This window comes from Pseudomonas marginalis (assembly GCF_900105325.1).
Taxonomy (GTDB): domain Bacteria; phylum Pseudomonadota; class Gammaproteobacteria; order Pseudomonadales; family Pseudomonadaceae; genus Aquipseudomonas; species Aquipseudomonas marginalis.
On the sequence record NZ_FNSU01000003.1, the window covers coordinates 3,008,580 to 3,033,129 of the forward strand.

The 24,550-nt window shown below is 61.7% G+C and carries 18 protein-coding genes; 16 read left to right on the top strand and 2 right to left on the bottom strand.

Going from position 1 to position 24,550, the window contains the following annotated elements; translation table 11 throughout:
- Positions 1-8 precede the first annotated feature (8 nt).
- The 5 genes from gcvP to BLW22_RS23195 all read left to right on the top strand — a co-directional run bounded on the left by gcvP (position 9) and on the right by BLW22_RS23195 (position 6,738).
- A complete protein-coding gene (gcvP, locus tag BLW22_RS23175; protein WP_074847528.1) occupies positions 9-2,849 on the top strand; it encodes an aminomethyl-transferring glycine dehydrogenase in 2,841 nt (946 codons plus the stop codon).
- A 159-nt stretch (positions 2,850-3,008) separates the two neighbouring features.
- Positions 3,009-4,385: an L-serine ammonia-lyase gene (locus BLW22_RS23180; protein WP_065925904.1), complete on the top strand. Its 1,377-nt coding sequence runs from the start codon at positions 3,009-3,011 to the stop codon at positions 4,383-4,385.
- A gap of 39 nt (positions 4,386-4,424) precedes the next feature.
- Positions 4,425-5,549, top strand: a complete 1,125-nt coding sequence (gene gcvT, locus BLW22_RS23185) for a glycine cleavage system aminomethyltransferase GcvT (protein WP_065925903.1) — start codon at positions 4,425-4,427, stop codon at positions 5,547-5,549.
- A gap of 393 nt (positions 5,550-5,942) precedes the next feature.
- Positions 5,943-6,155, top strand: coding sequence for a cold-shock protein (locus BLW22_RS23190; protein WP_014339904.1), 213 nt, complete (start codon positions 5,943-5,945; stop codon positions 6,153-6,155).
- 94 nt (positions 6,156-6,249) lie between these two features.
- Complete coding sequence (locus BLW22_RS23195; protein WP_065925902.1) at positions 6,250-6,738, top strand: RDD family protein; 489 nt, start codon at positions 6,250-6,252, stop codon at positions 6,736-6,738.
- A 75-nt stretch (positions 6,739-6,813) separates the two neighbouring features.
- Here the strand turns inward: BLW22_RS23195 and nadA are convergent, their stop codons facing one another.
- Both nadA and BLW22_RS23205 read right to left on the bottom strand, forming a co-directional pair.
- A complete protein-coding gene (gene nadA / locus BLW22_RS23200) occupies positions 6,814-7,872 on the bottom strand; it encodes a quinolinate synthase NadA (protein ID WP_065925901.1) in 1,059 nt (352 codons plus the stop codon).
- Positions 7,873-8,110: 238 nt separating this feature from the next.
- On the bottom strand, positions 8,111-9,685 hold the full coding sequence (locus tag BLW22_RS23205; protein WP_413038073.1) for a lactate dehydrogenase: 1,575 nt from the start codon (positions 9,683-9,685) through the stop codon (positions 8,111-8,113).
- A gap of 201 nt (positions 9,686-9,886) precedes the next feature.
- Between BLW22_RS23205 and BLW22_RS23210 the strand changes: the two genes are divergently transcribed.
- From BLW22_RS23210 to BLW22_RS23260, 11 genes are read left to right on the top strand one after another with little or no spacing between them, the layout of a single operon-like run.
- On the top strand, positions 9,887-10,456 hold the full coding sequence (locus BLW22_RS23210; protein WP_074847530.1) for an acyl carrier protein: 570 nt from the start codon (positions 9,887-9,889) through the stop codon (positions 10,454-10,456).
- Between the two features lie 9 nt (positions 10,457-10,465).
- Positions 10,466-11,740 carry a beta-ketoacyl-[acyl-carrier-protein] synthase family protein gene (locus BLW22_RS23215; protein WP_074847531.1) on the top strand — a complete coding sequence of 425 codons (1,275 nt, stop codon included), beginning with the start codon at positions 10,466-10,468 and terminating at the stop codon, positions 11,738-11,740.
- A gap of 1 nt (position 11,741) precedes the next feature.
- Positions 11,742-12,809, top strand: a complete 1,068-nt coding sequence (locus BLW22_RS23220) for a beta-ketoacyl-[acyl-carrier-protein] synthase family protein (protein ID WP_074847532.1) — start codon at positions 11,742-11,744, stop codon at positions 12,807-12,809.
- On the top strand, positions 12,806-14,104 hold the full coding sequence (locus BLW22_RS23225) for a beta-ketoacyl-[acyl-carrier-protein] synthase family protein (protein ID WP_074847533.1): 1,299 nt from the start codon (positions 12,806-12,808) through the stop codon (positions 14,102-14,104). The genes BLW22_RS23220 and BLW22_RS23225 overlap by 4 nt, the downstream gene beginning before the upstream one ends.
- Positions 14,101-15,318: a beta-ketoacyl synthase N-terminal-like domain-containing protein gene (locus BLW22_RS23230; RefSeq protein ID WP_074847534.1), complete on the top strand. Its 1,218-nt coding sequence runs from the start codon at positions 14,101-14,103 to the stop codon at positions 15,316-15,318. Before BLW22_RS23225 ends, BLW22_RS23230 begins: the two co-directional genes overlap by 4 nt.
- Before the next feature lie 42 nt (positions 15,319-15,360).
- A complete protein-coding gene (locus BLW22_RS23235) occupies positions 15,361-18,228 on the top strand; it encodes an aminotransferase class III-fold pyridoxal phosphate-dependent enzyme (RefSeq protein WP_074847535.1) in 2,868 nt (955 codons plus the stop codon).
- Between the two features lie 9 nt (positions 18,229-18,237).
- Positions 18,238-18,975 (top strand): 3-oxoacyl-ACP reductase family protein, encoded by a 738-nt coding sequence (locus BLW22_RS23240; RefSeq protein WP_074847536.1) that lies wholly within the window; start codon positions 18,238-18,240, stop codon positions 18,973-18,975.
- Positions 18,972-19,736: an SDR family NAD(P)-dependent oxidoreductase gene (locus tag BLW22_RS23245; protein WP_074847537.1), complete on the top strand. Its 765-nt coding sequence runs from the start codon at positions 18,972-18,974 to the stop codon at positions 19,734-19,736. The genes BLW22_RS23240 and BLW22_RS23245 overlap by 4 nt, the downstream gene beginning before the upstream one ends.
- Positions 19,737-19,738: 2 nt before the next feature.
- Entirely contained in the window at positions 19,739-21,022 is a 1,284-nt protein-coding gene (locus BLW22_RS23250; RefSeq protein ID WP_074847538.1) for a DUF1302 family protein, read from the top strand.
- Between the two features lie 47 nt (positions 21,023-21,069).
- Entirely contained in the window at positions 21,070-21,900 is an 831-nt protein-coding gene (locus BLW22_RS23255) for an outer membrane lipoprotein-sorting protein (RefSeq protein ID WP_074847539.1), read from the top strand.
- Between the two features lie 35 nt (positions 21,901-21,935).
- A complete protein-coding gene (locus tag BLW22_RS23260) occupies positions 21,936-24,545 on the top strand; it encodes an efflux RND transporter permease subunit (protein ID WP_074847540.1) in 2,610 nt (869 codons plus the stop codon).
- Positions 24,546-24,550: the final 5 nt, after the last annotated feature.

Genomic DNA, 24,550 nt, shown 5'->3' on the forward strand with positions numbered 1-24,550 from the left:
AGCGCGCCATGACCATCAATCTCAGCACCGCCAATGAGTTCATCGCCCGCCACATCGGCCCGCGCCAGGAAGATGAGCAGCAGATGCTCGCCAGCCTGGGCTTCGATTCCCTGGAAGCCCTGAGCGCCAGCGTGATCCCGGAAAGCATCAAGGGCACCAGCGTGCTCGGCCTGGAAGACGGCCTGGGCGAAGCCGAGGCCCTGGCCAGGATCAAGGCCATTGCCAGCCAGAACCAACTGTTCAAGACCTACATCGGCCAGGGCTACTACAACTGCCATACGCCGTCGCCGATCCTGCGCAACCTCCTGGAAAACCCGGCCTGGTACACCGCCTACACCCCCTACCAGCCAGAAATTTCCCAAGGCCGCCTGGAAGCGCTGCTGAACTTCCAGACCCTGATCAGCGACCTCACCGGCCTGCCGATCGCCAACGCCTCGCTGCTCGATGAAGCCACCGCCGCCGCCGAAGCCATGACCTTCTGCAAGCGCCTGAGCAAGAACAAGGGCAGCAACGCCTTCTTCGCCTCGGTCCACAGCCACCCGCAAACCCTCGACGTACTGCGCACCCGTGCCGAGCCGCTGGGCATCGACGTGGTGGTCGGCGATGAGCGCGAACTGACCGATGTCAGCCGGTTCTTCGGCGCCCTGCTGCAATACCCGGCCAGCAACGGTGACGTGTTCGACTACCGCGCGCTGACCGAGCGTTTCCATACCGCCAACGCCCTGGTGGCCGTGGCTGCCGATCTGTTGGCCCTGACCCTGCTGGCCCCGCCGGGTGAGTTCGGCGCCGATGTGGCAATCGGCAGCGCGCAACGCTTCGGCGTGCCGCTGGGCTTCGGTGGCCCGCACGCGGCGTACTTCTCCACCAAGGATGCGTTCAAGCGCGACATGCCGGGGCGTCTGGTCGGTGTGTCGGTAGACCGCTTCGGCAAGCCGGCCCTGCGCCTGGCCATGCAGACCCGCGAGCAACATATCCGCCGCGAGAAAGCCACCAGCAACATCTGCACCGCGCAAGTGCTGCTCGCCAACATCGCCAGCATGTATGCCGTGTACCACGGGCCCAAGGGCCTGACCCAGATCGCCAAGCGCATTCACCAGCTGACCGCGATGCTCGCCAAGGGCTTGACCGCGCTGGGCCTCAAGGTCGAGCAGGCACACTTCTTCGACACCCTGACCCTGCACACCGGCGCCGACACCGCTGCGCTGCACGACAAGGCCCGCGCCCAGCGCATCAACCTGCGCGTGGTGGACGCCGAGCGGGTTGGCCTTTCGGTCGACGAAACCACTACCCAGGCCGATATCGAAACCCTGTGGACGATCTTTGCCAATGGCAAAGCCCTGCCGGACGTCAACGCCACGGTGGACAGCCGCCTGCCCGCCGCATTGCTGCGCCAGTCGCCGATCCTCAGCCATCCGGTGTTCAACCGTTATCACTCGGAAACCGAGCTGATGCGCTACCTGCGCAAGCTGGCGGACAAGGACCTGGCCCTGGACCGCACCATGATCCCGCTGGGCTCGTGCACCATGAAGCTCAACGCCGCCAGTGAAATGATCCCGGTGACCTGGGCCGAGTTCGGTGCCCTGCACCCGTTCGCCCCGGCCGAGCAAAGCGCCGGCTACCTGCAACTGACCTCCGACCTGGAGGCCATGCTCTGCGCGGCCACCGGGTATGACGCGATCTCCCTGCAGCCGAACGCCGGTTCCCAGGGCGAGTACGCCGGCCTGTTGGCCATCCGTGCCTATCACCAGAGCCGTGGCGAAGCACGTCGCGACATCTGCCTGATCCCATCGTCGGCCCACGGCACCAACCCGGCCACCGCCAACATGGCCGGCATGCGTGTGGTGGTTACCGCCTGCGACGCCCGTGGCAACGTCGACATCGAAGACCTGCGCGCCAAGGCCATCGAGCACCGTGAGCACCTCGCCGCGCTGATGATTACCTACCCGTCCACCCACGGCGTGTTCGAAGAAGGTATCCGCGAAATCTGCGGGATCATCCACGACAACGGCGGCCAGGTGTACATCGACGGCGCCAACATGAACGCGATGGTTGGCCTGTGCGCACCGGGTAAGTTCGGCGGCGACGTGTCCCACCTGAATTTGCACAAGACCTTCTGCATCCCCCACGGCGGTGGCGGCCCGGGCGTTGGCCCGATTGGCGTCAAGTCCCACCTCACGCCCTTCCTGCCCGGCCACGCGGCCATGGCGCGCAAGGAAGGCGCGGTGTGTGCGGCACCGTTCGGCAGTGCAAGCATCCTGCCGATCACCTGGATGTACATCAGCATGATGGGCGGCGCAGGCCTCAAGCGCGCGTCGCAGCTGGCGATCCTGAATGCCAACTACATTTCCCGTCGGCTCGAAGAGCACTACCCCGTGCTGTACACCGGCAGCAACGGCCTGGTGGCGCACGAATGCATCCTCGACCTGCGCCCGCTGAAGGACAGCAGCGGCATCAGCGTGGATGACGTGGCCAAGCGCCTGATCGACTTTGGCTTCCACGCCCCGACCATGTCGTTCCCGGTGGCGGGTACGCTGATGATCGAGCCGACCGAAAGCGAGTCCAAGGAAGAACTGGACCGCTTCTGCGACGCGATGATCGCCATCCGCGAAGAAATCCGCGCGGTGGAAAACGGCACCCTGGACAAGGACGACAACCCGCTGAAAAACGCACCACACACCGCGGCGGAACTGGTTGGCGAATGGAGCCACCCATACAGCCGTGAACAAGCGGTGTACCCGGTCGCTTCGTTGATCGAAGGCAAGTACTGGCCACCGGTTGGCCGGGTTGACAATGTGTTTGGTGATCGCAATCTCGTATGCGCATGCCCTTCAATCGAGAGCTACGCGTAACCTGAGGCTGAACTCAATCAAATGTGGGAGGGGGCTTGCTCCCGATGGCGGTTTTACATTCAACATCTCTGTTGACTGACACACTGCCATCGGGAGCAAGCCCCCTCCCACATTGACCGAGTACCACCCAATACATAACAAGAAACCGGAGAACAACTCATGTCTTTAAGCGTGTTCGACCTGTTCAAGATTGGCATCGGCCCCTCCAGTTCCCACACCGTCGGCCCCATGCGTGCGGCCGCTCGGTTCGTCGAGGGCCTCAAGCGTGACAACCTGCTGAGCGCCACCACCGGCATCAAGGTGGAACTCTATGGCTCCCTCGGCGCCACCGGCAAAGGCCACGGCAGCGACAAGGCCGTGCTGCTGGGCCTGGAAGGCGAACACCCGGACACCGTGAACACCGAAACCGTGGCCGCACGCCTGGCGCAGATGCGCGGCGACGGTCGCTTGAACCTGCTCGGCGAACACAGCATTGCGTTCAACGAGAAAGAACACCTGGCGATGATTCGCAAACCCCTGGCCTACCACCCCAACGGCATGATTTTTCGTGCCTTTGATGCGGCGGGTATCCAGATCCGCAGCCGCGAGTACTACTCGGTGGGCGGCGGTTTTGTGGTGGATGAAGACGCCGCCGGTGCGGACCGGATCGTCGAAGACGCCACCCCACTGACGTTCCCGTTCAAGCATGCCAAGGACTTGCTCGGCCATTGCACCACCTACGGTCTGTCCATCAGCCAGGTGATGCTGACCAATGAAAGTGCCTGGCGCCCGGAAGCGCAAACCCGTGCCGGCCTGTTGAAGATCTGGCAGGTGATGCAGGACTGCGTGGCAGCCGGCTGTCGCAACGAAGGCATCTTGCCCGGCGGCCTGAAGGTCAAGCGTCGTGCCGCCGCCTTGCATCGCCAGTTGTGCAAGAACCCGGAGTCGGCCCTGCGCGACCCGTTGTCGGTGCTGGACTGGGTCAACCTGTACGCCCTGGCCGTCAACGAAGAAAACGCCAACGGCGGGCGCGTGGTCACGGCGCCCACCAACGGCGCGGCCGGGATTGTGCCGGCGGTGCTGCATTACTACATGCGCTTTATCCCCGGCGCGAATGAAGACGGCGTGGTGCGCTTTCTGCTCACCGCCGCCGCCATCGGGATTCTGTACAAGGAAAACGCGTCGATCTCCGGGGCCGAAGTCGGTTGCCAGGGTGAAGTCGGCGTGGCCTGCTCCATGGCCGCTGGCGCGTTGTGCGAAGTATTGGGCGGTACGGTTTCCCAGGTGGAAAACGCCGCCGAGATCGGCATGGAACACAACCTCGGCCTGACCTGCGACCCGATTGGCGGGCTGGTGCAGGTGCCCTGCATCGAGCGCAATGCCATGGGCTCGGTGAAGGCCATCAATGCGGTGCGCATGGCCTTGCGTGGCGACGGGCAACACTTCGTCTCGCTGGACAAGGTCATCCGCACCATGCGCCAGACCGGCGCCGACATGAAAAGCAAATACAAGGAAACCGCCCGTGGCGGTTTAGCGGTCAACATTATCGAGTGCTGACGCCTAAAGGCGCGCCGGCACGTTTTTCAGGAGCTGAACATGTCCACCGAAACCCTGTTGAAAACCCCATTGCACGCCCTGCACCTCGAGCTGGGTGCACGCATGGTGCCCTTCGCCGGCTACGACATGCCGGTGCAATACCCACTGGGCGTGATGAAGGAGCACCTGCACACCCGTGAACAGGCCGGGCTGTTCGACGTGTCCCACATGGGCCAGATCCGCCTGACCGGCGCCAATGCCGCAAAGGCCCTGGAAACCCTGGTGCCGGTCGACATCATCGACCTGCCGGTCGGCATGCAGCGCTACGCCATGTTCACCAATGACCAGGGCGGCATCCTCGACGACCTGATGGTGGCGAACCTGGGTAACGACGAACTGTTCCTGGTAGTCAACGCGGCCTGCAAGGACCAGGACCTGGCGCACCTGCGCCAGCATATCGGCGAGCAGTGCCGCATCGAGCCGCTGTTCGAAGAACGCGCGCTGCTGGCCCTGCAAGGCCCGGCCGCAGTGAAGGTATTGGCGCGCCTGGCCCCGGAAGTCACCCGGATGACCTTCATGCAATTCGCCCCGGTGCGCCTGCTGGGCGTGGACTGCTACGTCAGCCGCTCGGGCTACACCGGTGAAGACGGTTTTGAAATCTCCGTGCCTGCCGCCAGCGCCGAAAGCCTGGCGCGCAGCCTGCTGGCCGAGGACGAAGTGCAGGCCATCGGCCTGGGCGCCCGTGACTCGCTGCGCCTGGAAGCCGGCCTGTGCCTGTACGGCCACGACATGAACACTGAGACCACCCCGATCGAAGCCAGCCTCTTGTGGGCAATCTCCAAGGCCCGACGCACCGACGGTGCGCGTGCCGGTGGCTTCCCGGGTGCCGACCGCATCTTCACCCAGCAGCAAACCGGTGTAAGCCGCAAGCGCGTAGGCCTGCTGCCCCAGGAACGCACACCCGTACGTGAAGGCGCAGAGATCGTCGACGAACACGGCAGCGTGATCGGCAGCGTGTGCAGCGGTGGCTTTGGCCCGAGCCTGGGTGGCCCACTGGCCATGGGTTACCTGGACAGCGCATTCACCGCACTGGACACCGAAGTCTCTGCGTTGGTGCGTGGGAAAAAAGTGCCACTTCGTGTAAGCAAAATGCCATTTGTGCCGCAACGTTACTATCGTGGCTGATTGACTGTTCCTATAAGTAACGCGGTTGCGTTAACGTGCACTAATCTGTAACGCAACCGCCATAAAACAGTGCAGCAACGATAGGCATTATTATAGGAATTAACCTATAACAAGTGACCCATTCTATCGAATAAGTCGGTTCCACATTATTCAACGAAGTGTCATGAGGCCGAGCAAAACCTGGGCTTTTGCCAGGGCTTGTTTTTTCTCCATTAGTTGGCGTAGAGTTTGCCCACTGTGTTTGCATGGGTCGCTTGGAACCTGGACCTGGGCAGTAGCTGAAGTAGTTGTGCTACAACCCGTTCGACGTCTCTTACTTTCCTGCAACCCAGCCCAGTACTCTTTCATGTGAAAGGGGCTGTCATTAATTTTTAGCGTCAAGGAAATAAGAAAATGGCTGATCGTCAGAGCGGTACCGTCAAGTGGTTTAACGACGAGAAAGGGTTTGGTTTTATCACTCCAGAAAGCGGTCCGGATCTGTTCGTGCATTTCCGCGCTATTCAAGGCAACGGCTTCAAAAGCCTGAAGGAAGGCCAGAAGGTCACCTTCGTTGCAGTTCAAGGCCAGAAAGGCATGCAGGCTGACGAAGTACAAGCAGAAGGCTGATCCTTCCTGCGACAAAAAGCCCCTGACATGACATCAGGGGCTTTTTTATGGGCGCTATTCCGTAAAATGATTTTTTTCCTCTGAGAGCCCTGCCATGTCCAAACCCTTGCTGAGTCCCCAAGGCGAGTTCCCCGCCGTTGGCCTGGGCCGTCGCCTGGCAGCGATGTTCTATGACTTCCTGTTGTGCACCGCGCTGCTGATCGTCACCGCGTTTATCTACAAGCTGGTATGGATCGCGTTCGTGGGCGAAGCCAGGATGCGCACCCTCACCGAATCCGGCGCACTGGACGGTGACCCGCTGCTGTCGACGATTCTGTTCTTTGTGCTGTTTGGTTTCTTTGCCAAGTTCTGGACCCATTCCGGGCAAACCCTGGGCATGCAGGTCTGGGGCGTGCGCGTGCAAAACGCCGACGGCTCGCGGATCAGCCTGTGGCAGGCGCTGTTGCGCTTTGTGGTGTCGATTGCGTCATGGTTGTGCGTGGGGCTGGGGTTTGTCTGGTCGTTGTTCGACAAGCACAAACGCAGCTGGCATGACATCTACTCGGATACGCAGTTGGTGCGCATCCCGAAGCAAAAGAAATAATACCCTTCTTATTGGAGATCAAAATGTGGGAAGGGGCTTGCCCCCTCCCACATTTTCAACCGAGCTCGCCTCGATTCAGGCGTTACCGGCCAGCCTCAGGCGCGCAGCCTGGGTGAAATCCAGCATGCGCTTGAGCGGTCGCACGGCGTGAGGAATCACCGACGGCTCGACGAAGATCTCGTTACTGCCCTCACGCAGGCACTGCAGCGTGCGCTCCAGCGTATTCATCGCCATCCACGGGCAGTGTGCGCAACTGCGGCACGCGGCGCCGTTACCGGCCGTGGGCGCTTCGACGAAGACCTTGTCCGGGCACAGCTGCTGCATCTTGTAGAAGATGCCGCGGTCGGTCGCCACGATGAAGGTCTTGTTCGGCAGCCGCTGTGCCGCCGCAATCAATTGGCTGGTGGAGCCCACCGCGTCGGCCAGTTCGATCACCGAGGTCGGCGATTCCGGGTGCACCAGGATCGCTGCGTCCGGGTACAGCGCCTTCATGTCTTCCAACTGCTTGGACTTGAACTCCTCGTGGACGATGCACGCACCGTCCCACAGCAGCATGTCGGCGCCGGTCTGGCGCTGGATGTAGGTACCCAGGTGCTTGTCCGGGCCCCAGATGATGGTCTCGCCGTTGTCCATCAGGCTTTCGACGATTTCCAGCGCACAGCTGGAGGTCACCACCCAATCGGCCCGGGCCTTGACCGCCGCCGAGGTGTTGGCATACACCACCACGGTGCGTTCGGGATGCTGGTCGCAGAACGCCGAAAACTCATCCACCGGACACCCCAGGTCCAGGGAGCAGGTGGCTTCCAGGGTCGGCATGAGGATGCGTTTTTCGGGGGTGAGGATTTTGGCGGTCTCGCCCATGAAACGTACACCGGCGACCAGTACGGTCTTGGCCGGGTGGGCTGCGCCGAAGCGGGCCATTTCCAGGGAGTCGGAGACACAGCCGCCGGTTTCTTCGGCCAGGGCCTGGATCACCGGATCGCAATAGAAGTGGGCAACCAGCACCGCGTCCTGAGCCTTGAGCTCGGCAGCAATGGCGGCACGCAGGCTCGCCTCTTCCTCGGCGCTGAGGGCCTTGGGCTGCTTGGCGTCGAGGTGGGCTTGAACCAGTAGGCGTTCGGAAATGTGCGTCATGTTCGCAAGACCTGCAGGCGCAGTAGCGCGAAAGTCGAGTGTACCACCGGCTCTGGAGCCCTTCGGGCGCCGCCGGACGAAGTGATTGTGTTCATCAAGCACGGGTAAAGGTGAAGCTGCGCAAGGCTACAGAATATCCAATGGTTTCAAAAGCCTAATCTGGCATTCGCGAGTGCGTCCGTCGGGCAAAAAAACGGGAAACCCCGACAGTGGGGTTTCCCGTTTTTTACGACGGCCGTCAGCGTATCAGTGCAGAGGGATCTTCTTGCAACATCACCGATTCATGCATGTTCGCCAGGGCGTCCTTCAAGGTCGACTCTTGCAGCGCGTCCTTGGACTTCTTGCTTTGCGTCGCCGCGTACTCCAGCAGCACCAAATAGTCGCGCTGGACCGAGGCTTGCTTGGGCACAAAGGTCTCGTCGACCAACTTGCCCAACACGTATTTCTGCGTGCGAGTGGACTGGCTGGCCTCTTGCGAAACAGAGGCGTTGGTCAGCAGGCCATCCTTATAGGCGAGGTTGGCCGAACTGCTCGCGTTGTCCTCAACCTGCACATAAAGGTAGTTTTGCGAGTTTTCATCGCGAGTCAGCCCCGGATTTTTACTGCCATCAAGGCCCTTGTGATAACTGGCCGAAAGGCTCGATTGCTGGTCCTGAGTCACGCTGCGGTCCAGTGCGCTGCTGCCGCTGACACGGGTCTTCTGCGACACGCTGTAAGCAAATCTGTCGATTTCAGAGGGGCGTATCGGGTTGGAGGATTCGCTGGCTTGCTTGAGAGAGGCCTTGAAGTCCGCCAGGCCGGTCAGCAGGCCTTGGTCAGTCGGGTTACGGGTCAGCGCGTCAGGAAGGCTTATACCTTGTGGGTAGTTGCTGTTCATGGCGCTGAACGCGTCCTTGAACATCGTCATCAGGTCCGCCTTGGCATTGCCACGCTCCTGCGCCCGGTCAAACTGGGCCAGGTAGCTTTTCAGGGCCTTGGCCTGCTGCTGGGCATTGCCCAGGATCGCAGCGTTTTTCAGGTCTACCGCCACGTTCACTTCGCCGTCCGGACCACTCATGCGCGTGGTGCGGCGCTGGGCGTCGGCGTGGAAGGCCAGGGTCTGGTTCTGACCGTCCAGCGTCTTCACTTTAGCGTTGAGATCAACCGAGGCCAGTACCTTGGGGTCAAACCTGGTCAGGTTACCCAGATCAATTTTAGGCGGCGTTGCGGTAAGGCCATCGATCGCTGATTGGAAGGCGCTGCCCAATTGGCCGACCGCCTTGAGTTCCTCGTCGGTCAGGCTGCCCCCTTCCACCGTTGCCTGCACGCCCAGGCCGTCGCTCTGGCTGGACAGGCTGAAGGTGACGGTCTTGCCGCTGGCGGTCTTGATACTGAGGCTGACCAAGTTGTCGGCGCTGCTGTGCAGCAGCGTCTGGTCGACTTTGATCTCACCAGCATTTTGCGCGCGGTCGGCGCTCGCGTAGAGCACAGACTGAGAAATGTTCGTACCGCTCTTGGCGAACAGCTCCACAAGGCCGGCGCCCAGGCCATTGAAGCGATTGGCTGTCGACAATGAATTGAAATTGGTATTGATCGCCTTGCTGAGGGCGTCCTGGCTGTCGCTCTCCCACGCTCGCACGACCTCCTGGCCAGGCAGTTGGCCGCGACGCGAGTAGGTGTCGGCAAGCGTATCAGACATCACATTGCCCAGGCTGACGACCGAAGAGGGTCGTACAACGGCGGTAGAGGTGGTCTGCGCAAGACCGACGGTGGAAGGTTCAGCAGGCCGGATAACCAATGTATTGACGGAGCTGATAGGCGAAAGCGTAGTCATGACGATCCCTGTCTTGAGTTGAACTGCCTTGATTAAATCCAACCAGCCCGGCACAGGGCAAGCGATAAAAACAGTAATAGCACATTGACTCTCCCCCTGGCAGGAGGGTTTACGCTCCCCGCCGTCAAAAATCACCTCAAGCAAATCCCCGTCAGGGCCACTGCTCATACCCTTCATTTATGCGTTATAGGGAAATAACCTTTGAACAATCCACTGGACTTGGACAGCGTCATCACCACCACCCGCGAAATCCTCGCGCAGCTATTGGTGATGGACCTCGCAGAGGTCGATGAGCACAGCAGCATCGTGGAGGATCTGAATGCCGACTCCCTGGATATCGTCGACCTGAGTTTTCAGCTTGGCCGTAACTATGGCTGCACGCTGCCTAAAACCAGCGTGCTGGACCATGCGGTAGCCGTGTTTGGCGACGTCAGCGAACTGGTCGAAAAAGGCCGTATCACCCAAGCTGGGGTAGCGCTCCTGGAGCAGAGCCTGAGCGCATTTGCACCCGGGCAACTGCGCGCCGGCATGCAGCCGGCGGACGTGTTCGCGGCCACGACGGTGCGTAACTGGGCCGTGCAATGCTACCGGATGTTCGACCACCTGCCCGCGACCTGCCCTGAATGCAATGCCGACCAGGCGCGTCTGAATGAGCGTCGCCAGGTGGTGTGCGGCGGTTGCAGCGCGCGCTTGACGCCGATGGAAGGCGACGACATTTCTCGCCATCTGGTTGAGCAGTTTGCCGCGTCCCGCTTGCCGGAAGCGGTCTAGGAGTTCTGCATGGGGCCGCGAGAGGTTTTAGTCACGGGCTATGGGTTGGTAGCGCCCACGGCACTGGACGCTGCAACGCTGTTTGCGCAGATCGGCGCAAAGCGTTCGTGCATTCGCCAACACCCGGTGTTTGCCGAGTTGGGTTTTGCGGCGAGCGCCGCGGGTTACATTGACCCCGTTCAATGGCAAGCCATCAGCGCACAAGTGGCGACGGGTGACACAACCCTGCCGCGCCAGAGCCTGCTCGCCGAGTTCGTGGCCAGGCAGGCGCTGCAGCAGGCAGGCCTGGTTCGCGCCGACTTCGCCCGCGTGCCCAGCGGCGTGTTCCTCGGCGCCAACAAGCATTGTGTAAGCCGTGACCTGCAAGAGGCCAGCCGTTATATGGACGACGTCGGCAGCGTCGACCTGGATCGCTACCTGGACAACCACACCCTGGTGGGCGGCCCATTCGCTCGTCGGATCGACCAGCAGACGGTGCACATCGCCCGCCTGCTCGGCATTCGCGACCATATCAGCACCCACTCCGATGCCTGCGCGGCCGGCACCATGGCAATCGGCGCCGCGTTTCGCGCCATTGAGCGCGGTGACATCGACCTGGCCCTATGTGGCGCCGTCGAGTTGATGGCCCATGAACTGTCGTATTACAGCTTCGACGGCCTGGGCGCCATTTGCCAACGTGCCGACCTCGCGCCCGAACAACAGAGCCGCCCGTTCATGAACGACCGTTGCGGGTTCGTCCTCAGCGAGGGCGCGGCGATGATCGTGCTGGAGTCCAGGGAACATGCCGAGCGCCGCAAGGCCACGCCAATCGGCCGCGTCCTGGGTTACGCCAACTATTGCGAAGCGCAGAAGATCACCTCCAGCAGCCGCGATGGCAGCCATTACGCCCATTGCATGAAGGCAGCACTCGCCCATGCAGGCCTGGGCTGCGACGCGGTGGATCACGTCAATACCCATGGCACGTCGACCCAGGCCAATGATCGCAGTGAAGCCCTGGCGATTGCGCAGGTATTCGGCACCGGCGTAAGCACGATGACCTTCACAGCCAACAAATCGGCGATCGGCCACTCCCTTGCGGCCAGCGGCGCGATCGAGGCGGTGCTGTCACTGATGAGCCTGCAACAGGGCGTGCTGCTACCCACCCTTAACTATGACCCGGCAAACGCCGAGTTCCCTGAGTTGAATTTCCTGACCGAAACGCAGCGCCAGCCCATCGATGTGGTGCTGTCCAATTCGTTCGGTTTCGGTGGCGTCAACAGTTCGCTGGTTTTGGGAAAAGCATGAGATGAACAGCCTTCAAGCAAAACCCGTCTACCTGATCGCCGCTTCGGTGTTCAACCACGCCGGCACTGAGTGCACCGACTTGCACGGCCCGGTGCAGGCGGCACAACCGCTGGATTTTGCCCCGGACCAGCTGGCGTACCCCGTGAGCGTACCGCGCTTGCCGACCACGGTGTTCGACCGCAAGATTCAACGCAGTGTCGAACCTCAGGGCGCTCGGCTGCTGTACTGCGCCGGGCAGATTGCCGGCCCGTTGAAGGACTTGCAGCTGCCTGGCGAGCGGGTGGCGCTGATGGCTGCCATCCCGGAAGTGGACGGCCCCAGTTCCTGCTGGGAGGCCGTGCAGGCCATCGCCGAGCAACCGGATGCGCTGCTCGCGCAACTGTTTGCCTATACCCCGCCGCTGCACGCCCTGATGATGCTCAACAGCAGCGTCATGGCCTATGTCGCCGAAGCGTTGCACTGCCATGGTCCGATGGGCGGTTTCTGCTCACAGAGTAATGCCGGGGTCGACGCGCTGATCGAGGCCTTCGAACATATCGCCGAGGGGCGTGCCGATGCAGGGGTCGTGGTCAGCAGTAGCCCGAATCTCTCGCCGGCCCTGTACCTGCGCGACACCACCGAACGCCCTCCTCTCGCGACCCCGGACGTTTACGGCGAAGGCGCCGCAGCGCTGTTGCTGACCGCCTGCCCTCCTGCAAACGGTGCACGCGCCCTGCGCATCGCCGGCTTCGCCCGTGGCTACAGCGCCTCGCCCGAACGTTCCCACGCCGTGGCGAGCAAGGTCATCCAACAGACATTAAGCAGAGAAAAACTGGGTTTGCGCGACGTAGCCCATATTGTCGCCGCGCCTGACACCCCATCCCTGGCGCGTCTACTCACAGACACCCAGGCGATTCTCCACAGCTGCCAGCCCATGACCGGCAACCTGGGCGCCAGCGCCCTGCTGACTGAAATTGCCCTGGCCCTTCACGATCAACACGATGGCTACACGCTGCTGCTCAATCACAGCCGTACGGGCCATTGGGGCGCCGTATTACTGGTCAATGAAGCCATGGAGAAACAGGCATGAGTCCACCAAGGATTGTGATCACCGGCCTGGGTGCCGTGACCGGTTTCGGTTTCGAATGGCAAACCATGTGGGCGCAGATGCTGCTCGGTGAGCACTGCATCCGCCCCTGGCAGCCCGAAGGCGTGGCCGACGGCACCTTCCCGGTGCGCTACGCGGCGCCGGTGGACACCCGCCAACTACCGGACTACCTGCAAGGTCACCGCGCCTGGCAGACGCCCCTGGAAAAACGCAGCCAGTTGGGTTGGGTGGCGGCCAGCCAAGCCATCAGCGACAGCGGCCTGAGCCCCGCGCAGTTGCGGGATGCCGCCGTGCTGTGTGCTTCCGGCGCACCGGCGCACAAGATCCAGGACATGCTGCTGACCGTCGCCGATGAGCCGAATGCCCCTCCGGCCTGGCGCTACTTGATGGCCAAGGCTGAGCAGGTCGATGCCGCCCACTCGTTGTGCCAGAGCAACGACCGCCTGGCCCGGGTGATCGCCGACGACATCGGTTGCGAAGGCCCGGTGATCAACATCAGCAGCGCCTGTGCCGGGGCTTCCCAGGCCATCGGCAACGCATTCCAGATGATCCGCCGGGGAGAAGTCGACGTCGCTATCGCTGGCGGCGCCGATTCGGTGCTGAGCCTGGACACCATGACCGCGCTTTACCTATTGGGTGCGGCGAGCAGCGAGCAACGCTGGGGCACCGGGCTTTGCCGCCCGTTCGATCGCCATCGCAGCGGTCTGGTTGCCGGTGAGGGCGCAGGTTTTGTGGTGCTCGAAACCCTCGAGCGGGCACTTGCCCGTGGCGCCGTGCCCTATGCCGAAGTGCTGGGTTTCGGCAGCAGCCTGGACGGCTATAAGGTCACCGCGCCCGACCCGCAAGGGCGAGGCGCCGCCCTGGCGATGCAGACCGCCTTGCACGACGCCGGCATCCGCCCGCAACAGGTGGACCTGATCAACGCCCACGGCACCTCCACCCCGCTCAACGATGCCGCCGAAACCCTGGCGATCAAGTCGGTGTTCGCCCAGGACGAGCACTATCGACGGCTGGCGATGAGCGCCAATAAATCCCAATTCGGCCACTTGATCGCGGCCGCCGGCGCCCCCGAACTCATCGTCACCGCACTGGCCTGCCAACAGGACAGGATTACCCCGACCCTCAACCTGCACAGTGCCGCCGACGACTGTGACCTGGACTACTGCGCCCATCAGACCGTCAACCGCCGGGTCGATGTGGCACTCAGCAATTCATTCGGCTTCGGTGGGCTCAATACCTGCCTGGTGCTGGGCAAATACCAGGAGCACGCGCAATGAGCGGCGTACCGCCCCCCATCGCCATTGCCGGCAGCGGCTGTGTCCTGGCCAGCGGCTGGGGCGTGGACGCCTTCTGGTCGGCGGCCTGTGAGTCGCGCAGCGGGATCAAGCCCTTGCGCTCTTTGCAGTTTCACAGTGAACGGGTCACGGCTTTCGGGCAGATTCACTATGACGATCACCAGCGCAGTCGCCAGGACCTCGCCCAAAATCTGCAACGTTACTGCACGCCCGCCGTCATCTGGGGCGTCAGCGCCGTTCGACAGGCACTGGCCGAAGCCCAACTGACGCCGGGCGCCGACGGCCTGACCTACGGCCTCTATTGCTGCCAGGGTGGCTATACCCACCCGTCACTGGCGTCCTACGGCGAGTTGCTCCACGAATGCCGCCAGGGCGAAGGTGCCGACATGCAGCACCTGGCCCGGCGTATCTTGCACGAGCGGGCACAGGACCCGTTCCTGGTGCTCAAGGGCCTGAGCAATATCCTCCTGGGCGTGGTCAGCCTGGCGCTCAAGCTTGAGTGTGAATGCAACGCCTACATGCAAGGGGTCTCCGGCAACCTGGCGGCCTTGCGTGAAGCGTGCGCCGCGTTGCAGAGCGGACGAATTGACGTGGCGATCATCGTCGGTGCGGGCAGCGAACTCGATGCGCTGGCACTCAGCGCCCTGGTGCAGGCCGGCACGATCAGCGCCGACGGTTCGGACACCCTGCGCGCTTTCGATGCGCACGGCACCGGCGGTATCGCTGGCGAAGGCGCGGCGGCCCTGGTCCTGCGCCGTCGCGAGGATCTGGGCGATGAACCCCAGGTCTGCCTGCAGACAATGACCGCCGACGCCGCGATCGAGCACTTGAACCTGCCAGACCAGCAAGTCGACGTGCTGGTGTGCAGCGGCACCGGCACGCCCGACAAAGACCGACAGTTGAGCCACACACTGGCCCGAACCGGCGCCGCCCACATCACCAGTGGCGTACCGCTGACCGGCCTGCTGAGTGCGGCTCCCAGCCTGGCGGACCTGATCCTGGCCCGCTGCGCCCTGCTCGCCCAGCGTGTGCCACCGATTGCCGGATTAAGCCAACCCGTGGCCGCGCAGTTGCCGTTTGTGCTGGGGGCTCCCTGCTCGACGCGGCTCGACGATGGCCTGGTGCTCAACCGCGACGACAACGGTTTCAGCGCTTGCTACCAATTGAAGTACAGCGAACAGGCCAACAGCGCCTGACGTGTGTGTACCCCCCTCCCTCTTTTAAAGGACATGGCTGTGATGGATTACCGTGATTTTGTTCGCCCCAAGTTTGTCGATCTGCTTCAGGCCCTGGGGCTTGAGTGTGAGTTCAAACGGGCACTGGGCAGCAAATTGTTCTACCGCAACCGCCAGGGTGACGAAGTGACCGTCACCGATTTCCTCGGGGGCTACGGCGCGGCCTTGTTTGGCCATAACGACCCGCAGTTTGTCGAACAGCTCTGCACACTGCTGCGCAATGACGTGCCTTTTAACGCCCAGATGTCGGTCCGCGCCACGGCCGGTACGCTGGGACGCGCGTTGAGCGAAGCCTTCAATCGTGAATTGAAGAACAACGAACCGTACATCTCGACCTTTTCCAACAGCGGTGCCGAAGCAGTAGAAATTGCCGTCAAGCACGCCGAGTTTCACCGCCAGAAAAACCTGCAGCGCCAGTTCGACGAACTGGACTTTACCCTGGCCCAACTGACCTCCAGCGACCGCGCCTACCGCGAAGTGGATGTGACTGACCTCGACTTGCCGGCAGGCCTGCTGCCTGCCCACCTGACCACGGCCACGGTGCGCCAGGTGGTTGAGGCGGTGCGTCAGCACAACCTCGCCGAGCTGCACGTCGAGCCGGTGTTCATCGCGTTGCGCGGCAGTTTTCACGGCAAGTTGGTCAACACGGTACAACTGACCTATGGCCGACAGTATCGCCAGCCGTTCGCGCGCTTCGGCCTGAACGTGGAGTTCATTGACCCCCAGCAACCCCATCAACTCCAGGAGCTGCCGGCGCGCCACACCCGCCATTGGCTGAACGTGCAATGGTGCGGCGATCAACTGCTGGTCAAGCGTGATACGTTCAGCGCAATCACCGCCGTATTGATGGAGCCTATCCAGGGCGAAGGCGGCATCATCGAGTTCGCGGCCGATTTTTATAAAGCCCTGCGCCGCCTGTGCAATGAGCAGCAGTGCCCGCTGATCATCGACGAGGTGCAATCCGGTTTCGGTCGTACCGGCACCTTCCTGGCCAGCAGTCATTTCAATCTGCAAGGCGACTACTACTGCCTGTCCAAGGCTCTGGGTGGTGGCTTGATGAAGATTGCGGCCACCGTGATTCGCAGCAGCCACTATGAGAAAGACTTCAGCTATATCCACAGCTCGACCTTCGCCGAAGACGACGCCTCCTGCCATATCGCCCTGGCGGCGCTCAATCGTCTGTTCGCCGATGACCAGGCGATGCTCAAGGACGTGCACACCAAGGGCGAATACCTCAAGGCCTCGCTGCTTGAGTTGAAGGCGGCCTACCCCGGGGTGATCGCCGACGTGCGAGGTCGCGGGCTGTTGCTCGGCATTGAACTGCACGACCAGAGCACCAACAGCTCGCTGGTACAGGCGTCGGCCCAATACAACGATGCCTTGGGTTACCTGATTGCCGGCTACCTGCTGCAATTCGAAGCCCTGCGCGTGGCGCCGTCGGGCAGCAACTCCAATGTGATCCGCCTGGAACCGCCCGCCTGCATCAGCTTCGCCGAGATCGACGGGCTGATCAAAGCCTTGCAGAAGGTCTGTGACCTGTTGCAACGCGGGGATGCATTCCCGCTGGCCGCCACCATTTGTCATGACTTGATCCCCGCTGTGGCGCCCCGCGACACCGGCTTCCAGGTCACCGCCCATGCCAATGCCCCGCAGGACACCCCCATCGTCGCCCGCGTGGCCTTTATCAATCATTTGATCGATGCCGACATCCTCGGTGATGTCGACCCTTCCCTGGGCCAACTGAGCACCGAGCAAAAACGTGTGTTCATGCAACGCACTGCGCCGGAACGCCGGGCAGCCCCCGTGGGCCCGGTGGTGATCCGCTCGCAATTGGGCATGGCCGTGGAGTTCACGTTGTACCCGCTGTGCATGGACTCCAACGCCATGGCGGACTACATCATCAGCGGCGACCTCGACGTGATTCGCAAAGAAGTCGGCAATCGCATCCTGGATGCCCGCGCCGATGGCTACCGCGTCGCGGGCCTGGGTATGTATACCTCCATCGTGACCAACAACTGCCAGGCCCTGAAAATCCCGGACATGGCGCTGACCTCCGGCAACGCCTTGACCATCGGCATGGGCCTGGAAGCCATCGAGCAAGGCTGCAAGCAACAGGGGCTGGAGCTGCAGGCGCAGACGGCGGCCGTGGTCGGCGCGGCCGGCAACGTGGCGTCGACCTATGCGTCGCTGCTGTCAGCCACGGTCGACCACTTGATCCTGATCGGCAGCGGCCGCGATGGCTCGGTACGCCGCCTGGAAAAAACCGCTCAACTGATCTACGCCGACGCTGCCCGCTCGATTATCAAGGGCACGGCCACCGAGGATCTGCTGGCGCAGCGCCTGCTCAAAATCGACGGTATCCGTGCACTGCTGAGCGAATACGGCAACAGCACACAGCTGGGGTTGCAGGTCTCGCGCCTGGTGCAGGAGCGACTTGGTGCCAACGCGTTCATTACCGTCACCGATGACCTGCATGCCCTCAAGCAGGCGCGCATCGTCCTGTGTGCGGCAAACGCGGCGCAGCCGTTTCTCGACGCCGGGCATTTTGCCGAACACAGCGTGATCTGTGACATCGCCGTGCCGTTGAACGTTGATCAGGCGATCAATAGCCAGCGCAGCGACGTGCTGTACATGCACGGCGGCATCGTGCAGACGCCATTCGACGATGGGTTGGCGCCGAATGTGCGGGCCTACCTGAAACAGGGCCAGTTGTATGCCTGCATGGCCGAGTCTGTGCTCATGGGCCTGGCGGGGATCACCCAGCATTACTCCTACGGCGACATCAGCCGCGAGCAAGTGCAGCAGATTCGTGCCTTGGCGGCGATCCATGGCTTTGGCCTGGCGCAGTTCAAGACCCACAACTCACTCTAAGGAACGGCCATGTCTTCTAAAACAGCGGTAGTCACCGGAGGCAGTCGCGGCATCGGCAAAGCGGTCGTCCTGGCACTGGTCGAGGCCGGCTACCAGGTCGCGTTCAACTACGTGCGTGACGAAGCGGCGGCCCTGGCGGTACGTGATGAAGTCGAAAAGCTCGGTGGCGAATGCTTCACGGCGCAGTGCGACATCAGTGACGCCCACAGCATCAAGGTGTTTTTCGAACAGGTTGAACAGCGCTTCGAGCGCATCGACCTGCTGGTCAATAACGCCGGCATCACGCGCGATGGATTGCTGGCGACACTCTCCACCGAGGCCATCTGCGCGGTGATCCAGACCAACCTGATCGGCACTCTGCTCTGCTGCCAGCAGGTGGTGCCCGGCATGATGCGCCAGCGTCAAGGCTGCATCATCAACCTCAGTTCAGTGGCTGCGCAAAAGCCTGGCAAAGGGCAAAGCAGCTACGCCGCCGCCAAGGGCGGTGTGGAGGCACTGACACGCGCCCTGGCGGTTGAGTTGGCACCGCGCAATATCCGCGTCAACGCGGTCGCACCGGGAATCGTCAGCACCGACATGACCGCCGCCTTGCTCGAAACCCACGAGCAGGAAGTGCAGTCGCGACTGTTGATCAAGCGTTTTGCCGTGCCGGAGGACATTGCCGAAGCCGTGCTGTACCTCGCCGAGCGCGCAACCTATGTGACCGGCGAAGTACTGTCGGTCAACGGCGGGCTGAAAATGCCATGAATACACCCAGAACGTTTTTGATTACCGGCGCCGCCAACGGTATCGGCCGGGCAGTGGCGGAACATTTCGCCAACGACCCGGCCCACCGCTTGATCCTGGTGGACCGTGACGTGGCATCGCTGCAGGACTGGGTCGGCGCCGCAACCTTTGCCGCGAGCGTCGAGACCCATGGCGTCGATATCGCTGACCTTGCCAGCGTGCAGGGGTTATTCAACGACCTGTCGGCGCGCCTCGGTTTTATCGATGTACTGGTCAACAGCGCCGGGGTCTGCAACGAGAATGAACCAGAGGACCTGGACAACTGGCACAAGGTGATTTCCGTCAATCTGAACGGCACCTTTTATGTCACCTCGCTGTGCCTGCCACTGCTGGCGGATCGCGGCCGCATCATCAACTTGTCGTCGATCCTTGGTCGCATCGGCAAGGTCCGCAACACCGCGTACTGTGCCTCCAAGCACGGCATTATCGGCATGACCAAGGCTCTGGCACTGGACCTGGCGCCGCGCCGAATTACCGTGAACGCGATTCTGCCAGCCTGGATCGATACGCCGATGCTGCAGGGCGAGCTGGCAACGCAAGCCAGTATTGCCGGGATCAGCCAGGAGCAAATCCTGCGCAATGCCAAGAAAAAGCTGCCCTTGCGCCGTTTTATCCAGGCCGACGAAGTCGCCGCCATGGTGCGTTACCTGGTCAGCCCTGAGGCCTCCGGGGTCACGGCCCAGAGCCTGATGATCGATGGCGGCGCCGGGTTGGGGATGTAGTCATGAGCACAGCATTGTTCACGCGCAGCCTGTTGCTCGGCCTGGTATCGCTGGCGCCGCGACTGGCCGGTGCAGACCTGTTGCCCGCCCATGCCGATGCGGAAGTAGGACTGGCCAGTGCCTTGCGCCTGCACGGCGACGATCCTGTCACCCAGAAGGCGGCGTATTTCAAGGCCAACCTGGAAGACAACTGGGACAGCGGCTACTACAAGGCCAAGGGCCGGGTGCGCTACGACGCGCGCTATGACGGGCATAACCCTTACAGCCAGGAGGCACGGGATGAATACCGCTTCAGTGCCGACTGGCGACACCTCTACTGGGGCCAGTACCTGGGCGACGGTGAAGTCACCGTAGGTTGGCAGCAAGTGGTCTGGGGCCGCGCCGACGAACTGCGGGTGCTGGACCAGGTCAACCCCATCGACTATCGCGAAGGGGTCACGGCCTTGCTTGAAGACAGCCGCATCGCCGTGCCGATGGTGCGCCTGACCCAGCCCGTGGGCGAGTGGGAAGTGGAAGCCCTGTGGATCACCGACTTCCTGAAAAACCAGGCACCGGCCCAGGGCAGCGAGTTCGACGCACCGCTGTTCGCAGTCCCGGACCCGGACCTGTTCGTGATCGATTCGAAGCCGGACTACAGCGGGCAGAAAGGTTTTTCCTATGGCATGAGCGCCAACGGCAGGATCGGCTCGGTGGACGCCAGTTTTGTCGCCCTCAACGCCCGCCAGCAGGACCCGGTGTATGCGGTCGAAGGCATCGCCGACGATCAGCGCGTGCTCCTGGAGCGCCAGTTCCCACGTTACAGCATGGGCGGCGCAGGCCTGGCGATCGATGCCGGCCACAGCTTCGTGGTGCGCAGCGAGGTGGCCTACTTCGACCGCTGGCACGTCACCAACCCCTACCGCACCCGCGGCAGCAGCCAGAGCCCAATGGTCAAGTCATTGCTGGGGGTCGACTACCTGCTGCGCAACTGGCTGATTTCCGTGCAATGGCAGGAGCAGCAGTTACTGGACTGGCAAATGGGCATGGTGCAGGACAAACGCCAGCCGTTGTTCACCCTGTCCGCCGAGGGCAATCACCTGCGTGACCGCCTCAAGTCCCGCCTGGTCCTGGCCATGTCACCGCCTGCCAAAGACGACGCTTTGCTGCAAGGCATCTTCACCTACACCCCAGTGGACTGGCTGAAGCTGGGCCTGGAGGTGGATGTGTTTTTTGGCAAGGAAGACCGCACTTTTGGCCAGTACCGCCAACGCGATCAACTGCGCGTGTCCGCCGGCTACCTGTTCTGAGCCCTGAACTGATCTCAATAAAACCCTCTTCAAGAAAAGGAAATTCTATGTTGCCGCCCCTCAAGGTCTTGACCGCCAGCCTCCTGATGCTGACCAGCATGGGGGCATTGGCCGCCCCGAACGCCGACGACATCATTCGTCAGGCCCGTGACCGCAATGACGGCAAGAGTTTCATGTCGCAGGTGTCGTTGATCCTGCTCGACAAGCAAGGCAATAGCCGGGTGCGGGAGTTCAGCTACCTGCAAAAGGATTACTCGGACAGTGACAAGTTCACCATGTACTTCTCGGCGCCCAACGATGTGCGCAACGTCGCCTTCCACATCGAAAACCCCCACGAAGCACTGAATGCCGAGGACAGCCAGTGGATGTACCTGCCGGTCAGCCGACAGACCCGTCGGATCTCGACCACCGATAAGCGTGGCGCGTTTATGGGCAGCGATTACTCCTACGCGGACTTGGACAAGATCCGCGCCGAAGACTACCGCCAGACACTGGTGGGCGAGGAGACCATGGGCGGGCGCGAGTGCTACGTCATCGAGCGCACGCCGGTGTCTGCGCAGATTCTCGCCAAGACTGGCTACAACCAGCTCAAGGTGTGGATCGACAAGCAAAACAACCTGGTCATGCGCCAGGATTTCTTCGACGTCAAAGGCGTGATGTTCAAGCAGATGCGTACGCTGAAAGTCGAGACGGTCGATCAAATCGACAGCATCACCCTCAGCGAAACCGAAGACTTCATCGCCGGCACGCGCTCCCAACTGCGGTTCAACCAGTTGCAGTACAACGTCGAACTGGACGATTGGCTGTTCAACCAGACCGCAATCAAGCGCGGCCTGAAAACCGGCGACCTGCCTGAATTTGCCGTATCCGCCCGCTGAATACTGCGCCTGCCTTTCGTGGAACCGATTGAACTATGGAACGATACCTGAACTTCGTTGAGCGCTATGCGCGCACGATTGTATTTGTGCTGGTGGCGATCACGGCCTACTTCACCTATACCCTCGGCTCGCTGATGTCGGACACCAACCCCTACTTACTCAAGGAAAGCCACCCGGCGCGCAAAACCATTATCGACCTGCAGCACGAGTTCACCGGCACCTATGACTCGGTCATGGTGGCCCAGAGCAATGCGCACAGTGTATTTAACACGCAGTCGCTCAACGCGCAGTTCGAAATCTCCCAGGCCCTTCGCCGGCTGATGCTGGCCAATGCCGACGATGAAGTCGAGTTGCGCCGTGTTGTCGGCCAGCACGAAAACGACAGCCGCGCCCAACTGTTGGCCAGCGATATCCTCGGCGGCGGGTTTAACCAAAACGACTATGCCCAAGCCAAAGCCCTGCGCGATCACGCCCGCAACCAGGGCTGGGCAGAACGAGACCAGCAGTTTCTGACGTTCCTGGCGGAGCGGATTAACCCCATCAAGGAAATGGCCTCGATGGCCGACCTGGAAAACATCAGCCTGAGCGCCGATGGCGAACTGTGGATTCACAAGACCCTGCACGGCCTGGACATGGACCCGCAGGTCGTCGAAGCGCAGATCATGGGCAACGAGCAAATGGTCGGCGGGGTGGTCTCCCCTGACAAGAAAGTCGCGGTGGTGGTGGCCGAGCTGGGCACCAAGCAGGACGACGCCCAGGCGCAACTGCGGGCGTACCAGCAGGTACGCCAGATCGTCGCGGACTATCAGAGCAAACATCCGCAATTCACCGATGAAGTGTTTATTGCCGGGACGCCGATCTTCATCGCAGCCCAACAAGAGATCATCGATCACGACCTGGCGCTGCTGTTTCCTATCGTGTTCCTGCTTGTGACTTCCATGCTGGTGTTTTTCTTTCGCAAGCCGCTGGGTGTGTTCCTGCCGCTGTTCAATATCCTCTTCTGCACGATCTGGACGCTGGGGCTGATGGCCTTGTTAAAAGTGCCCATCGACCTGCTCACCAGTGTGCTGCCGGTATTTTTGTTCACCATCTGCTGCGCCGACGCGATACATGTGATGGCTGAGTACTATGAGCAACTCAATGCCGGCAAGACGTACCGCGAGGCCAACCGCGAGACCATGCGCCGCATGGTCGTACCGGTGGTGCTGACCACCGTGACCACCATCGCCACCTTTATGATCTCCACCACCAACAACATCGTCAGCATCCGAAACTTCGGGGTGTTCATGTCCATCGGGCTGACGGCCGCCCTGATCATCTCGCTGCTGTTGATTCCGGCGTGGATTTCCATCTGGGGCAAAGATCAGCCGCCGCGTAAAACCGTGCACAAAGAGTCGATCATCTCGCGCTACCTGGTAGCTTTCTGTGCCCGCCTGATCCGCTGGCGCAAACCGGTGCTGCTGGTCAGCTTGCCGTTGTTGGCACTGATGACGGTGTTTACCTTCATGGTCGATATCGAAGACTCGGGCATCGCCTACTTCAAGAAAGACAGCCCGGTGCGCGTGTCCGATGAGTTCATCAACCGCTCCCGGATCGCGGGCACGTCCCCCGGCTGGATCGCGTTCGACACCAAGACCCCGCGTGGGGCGTTGACCACGGAGACCGTGCAGTTCCTCGACAAGCTCGATCATTTTCTCAAGTCTCAGCCAAACGTCAGTTACACCTATTCGGTGGCGGCTTACGTCAAGCGCATGAACCTGGTGCTCAATGATATGAACCCCGAGTACCTGCGGGTCCCACAGGCCCTGGAGCAGGTGACATCGGTCAACGATGAGGGGCAGGCGGAAACCTTTGAGGTCGACGGTACCTCGCTTATCGAGCAACACATCATGATGTTCGAGAACGGCGGTGGTTCAGACTTGCAGAACGTACTGAATGCCGACTACTCCAAGGCCTTGACGCTCTACACCATGACCTCTTCGGTGGCCAGCGACTACAAGGCCATGCTCGATCGCCTGGACGCCTGGCTGCTGGTAAACAAGCCGGCCAATCTGCAGGTTACCCATGCCGGTACGCCAAAAATATGGACCGGCATATTGGCCGAGATCACCCAGGGCCAGGTCCTGAGCTTCTCGCTCGCGTTGCTGGTGGTCACGCTGATGATGATGTTCTGGCTGAAGTCCGTCCGGCTGGGCATTCTGGGCATGCTGACGCTGCTGACCACGTCGGTGACGGTGTATGGCTTTATGTACCTGTTGGGCATCGAGCTGAATATCGGCACGACGCTGGTGACGTTCCTGGTCGTGGGTGTGGTGGATTACGCGGTGCACCTGCTGTCGCGCATCAAGCTGCTGGTTCAGCAAGGTATCCACGTGGACGAGGCGATCCTGACGGCGATGCACAGTGTCGGGCGTTCGACAGTGGTCAACGTGGTGATTTTCTCGGTGGGCTTCCTTGCCCTGCTGTTTTCCGCCTACAAGCCGGTCATTGACTTGGGAACACTGGTAGCGCTGGCCCTCTTCTCCAGCGGCGTCATGACCATCCTGTTAGTGACCTTGATATCTCCGTGGTTCTTTGCAGCCATTGTGCCCGAGCAGCGCACTGATGAACGCGAGCACCCAGGACGCGAGGGCGCCTTGAGCTAGAGGCT

What these genes read in the sequence shown, in the direction of transcription:
- gcvP (WP_074847528.1), top strand. Translation starts at nt 9, where the DNA reads ATGACCATCAATCTCAGCACCGCCAATGAGTTCATCGCCCGCCACATC.
- BLW22_RS23180 (WP_065925904.1), top strand. Translation starts at nt 3,009, where the DNA reads ATGTCTTTAAGCGTGTTCGACCTGTTCAAGATTGGCATCGGCCCCTCC.
- gcvT (WP_065925903.1), top strand. Translation starts at nt 4,425, where the DNA reads ATGTCCACCGAAACCCTGTTGAAAACCCCATTGCACGCCCTGCACCTC.
- BLW22_RS23190 (WP_014339904.1), top strand. Translation starts at nt 5,943, where the DNA reads ATGGCTGATCGTCAGAGCGGTACCGTCAAGTGGTTTAACGACGAGAAA.
- BLW22_RS23195 (WP_065925902.1), top strand. Translation starts at nt 6,250, where the DNA reads ATGTCCAAACCCTTGCTGAGTCCCCAAGGCGAGTTCCCCGCCGTTGGC.
- nadA (WP_065925901.1), bottom strand. Translation starts at nt 7,872, where the DNA reads ATGACGCACATTTCCGAACGCCTACTGGTTCAAGCCCACCTCGACGCC.
- BLW22_RS23205 (WP_413038073.1), bottom strand. Translation starts at nt 9,685, where the DNA reads ATGACTACGCTTTCGCCTATCAGCTCCGTCAATACATTGGTTATCCGG.
- BLW22_RS23215 (WP_074847531.1), top strand. Translation starts at nt 10,466, where the DNA reads ATGGGGCCGCGAGAGGTTTTAGTCACGGGCTATGGGTTGGTAGCGCCC.
- BLW22_RS23220 (WP_074847532.1), top strand. Translation starts at nt 11,742, where the DNA reads ATGAACAGCCTTCAAGCAAAACCCGTCTACCTGATCGCCGCTTCGGTG.
- BLW22_RS23225 (WP_074847533.1), top strand. Translation starts at nt 12,806, where the DNA reads ATGAGTCCACCAAGGATTGTGATCACCGGCCTGGGTGCCGTGACCGGT.
- BLW22_RS23230 (WP_074847534.1), top strand. Translation starts at nt 14,101, where the DNA reads ATGAGCGGCGTACCGCCCCCCATCGCCATTGCCGGCAGCGGCTGTGTC.
- BLW22_RS23235 (WP_074847535.1), top strand. Translation starts at nt 15,361, where the DNA reads ATGGATTACCGTGATTTTGTTCGCCCCAAGTTTGTCGATCTGCTTCAG.
- BLW22_RS23240 (WP_074847536.1), top strand. Translation starts at nt 18,238, where the DNA reads ATGTCTTCTAAAACAGCGGTAGTCACCGGAGGCAGTCGCGGCATCGGC.
- BLW22_RS23245 (WP_074847537.1), top strand. Translation starts at nt 18,972, where the DNA reads ATGAATACACCCAGAACGTTTTTGATTACCGGCGCCGCCAACGGTATC.
- BLW22_RS23250 (WP_074847538.1), top strand. Translation starts at nt 19,739, where the DNA reads ATGAGCACAGCATTGTTCACGCGCAGCCTGTTGCTCGGCCTGGTATCG.
- BLW22_RS23255 (WP_074847539.1), top strand. Translation starts at nt 21,070, where the DNA reads ATGTTGCCGCCCCTCAAGGTCTTGACCGCCAGCCTCCTGATGCTGACC.
- BLW22_RS23260 (WP_074847540.1), top strand. Translation starts at nt 21,936, where the DNA reads ATGGAACGATACCTGAACTTCGTTGAGCGCTATGCGCGCACGATTGTA.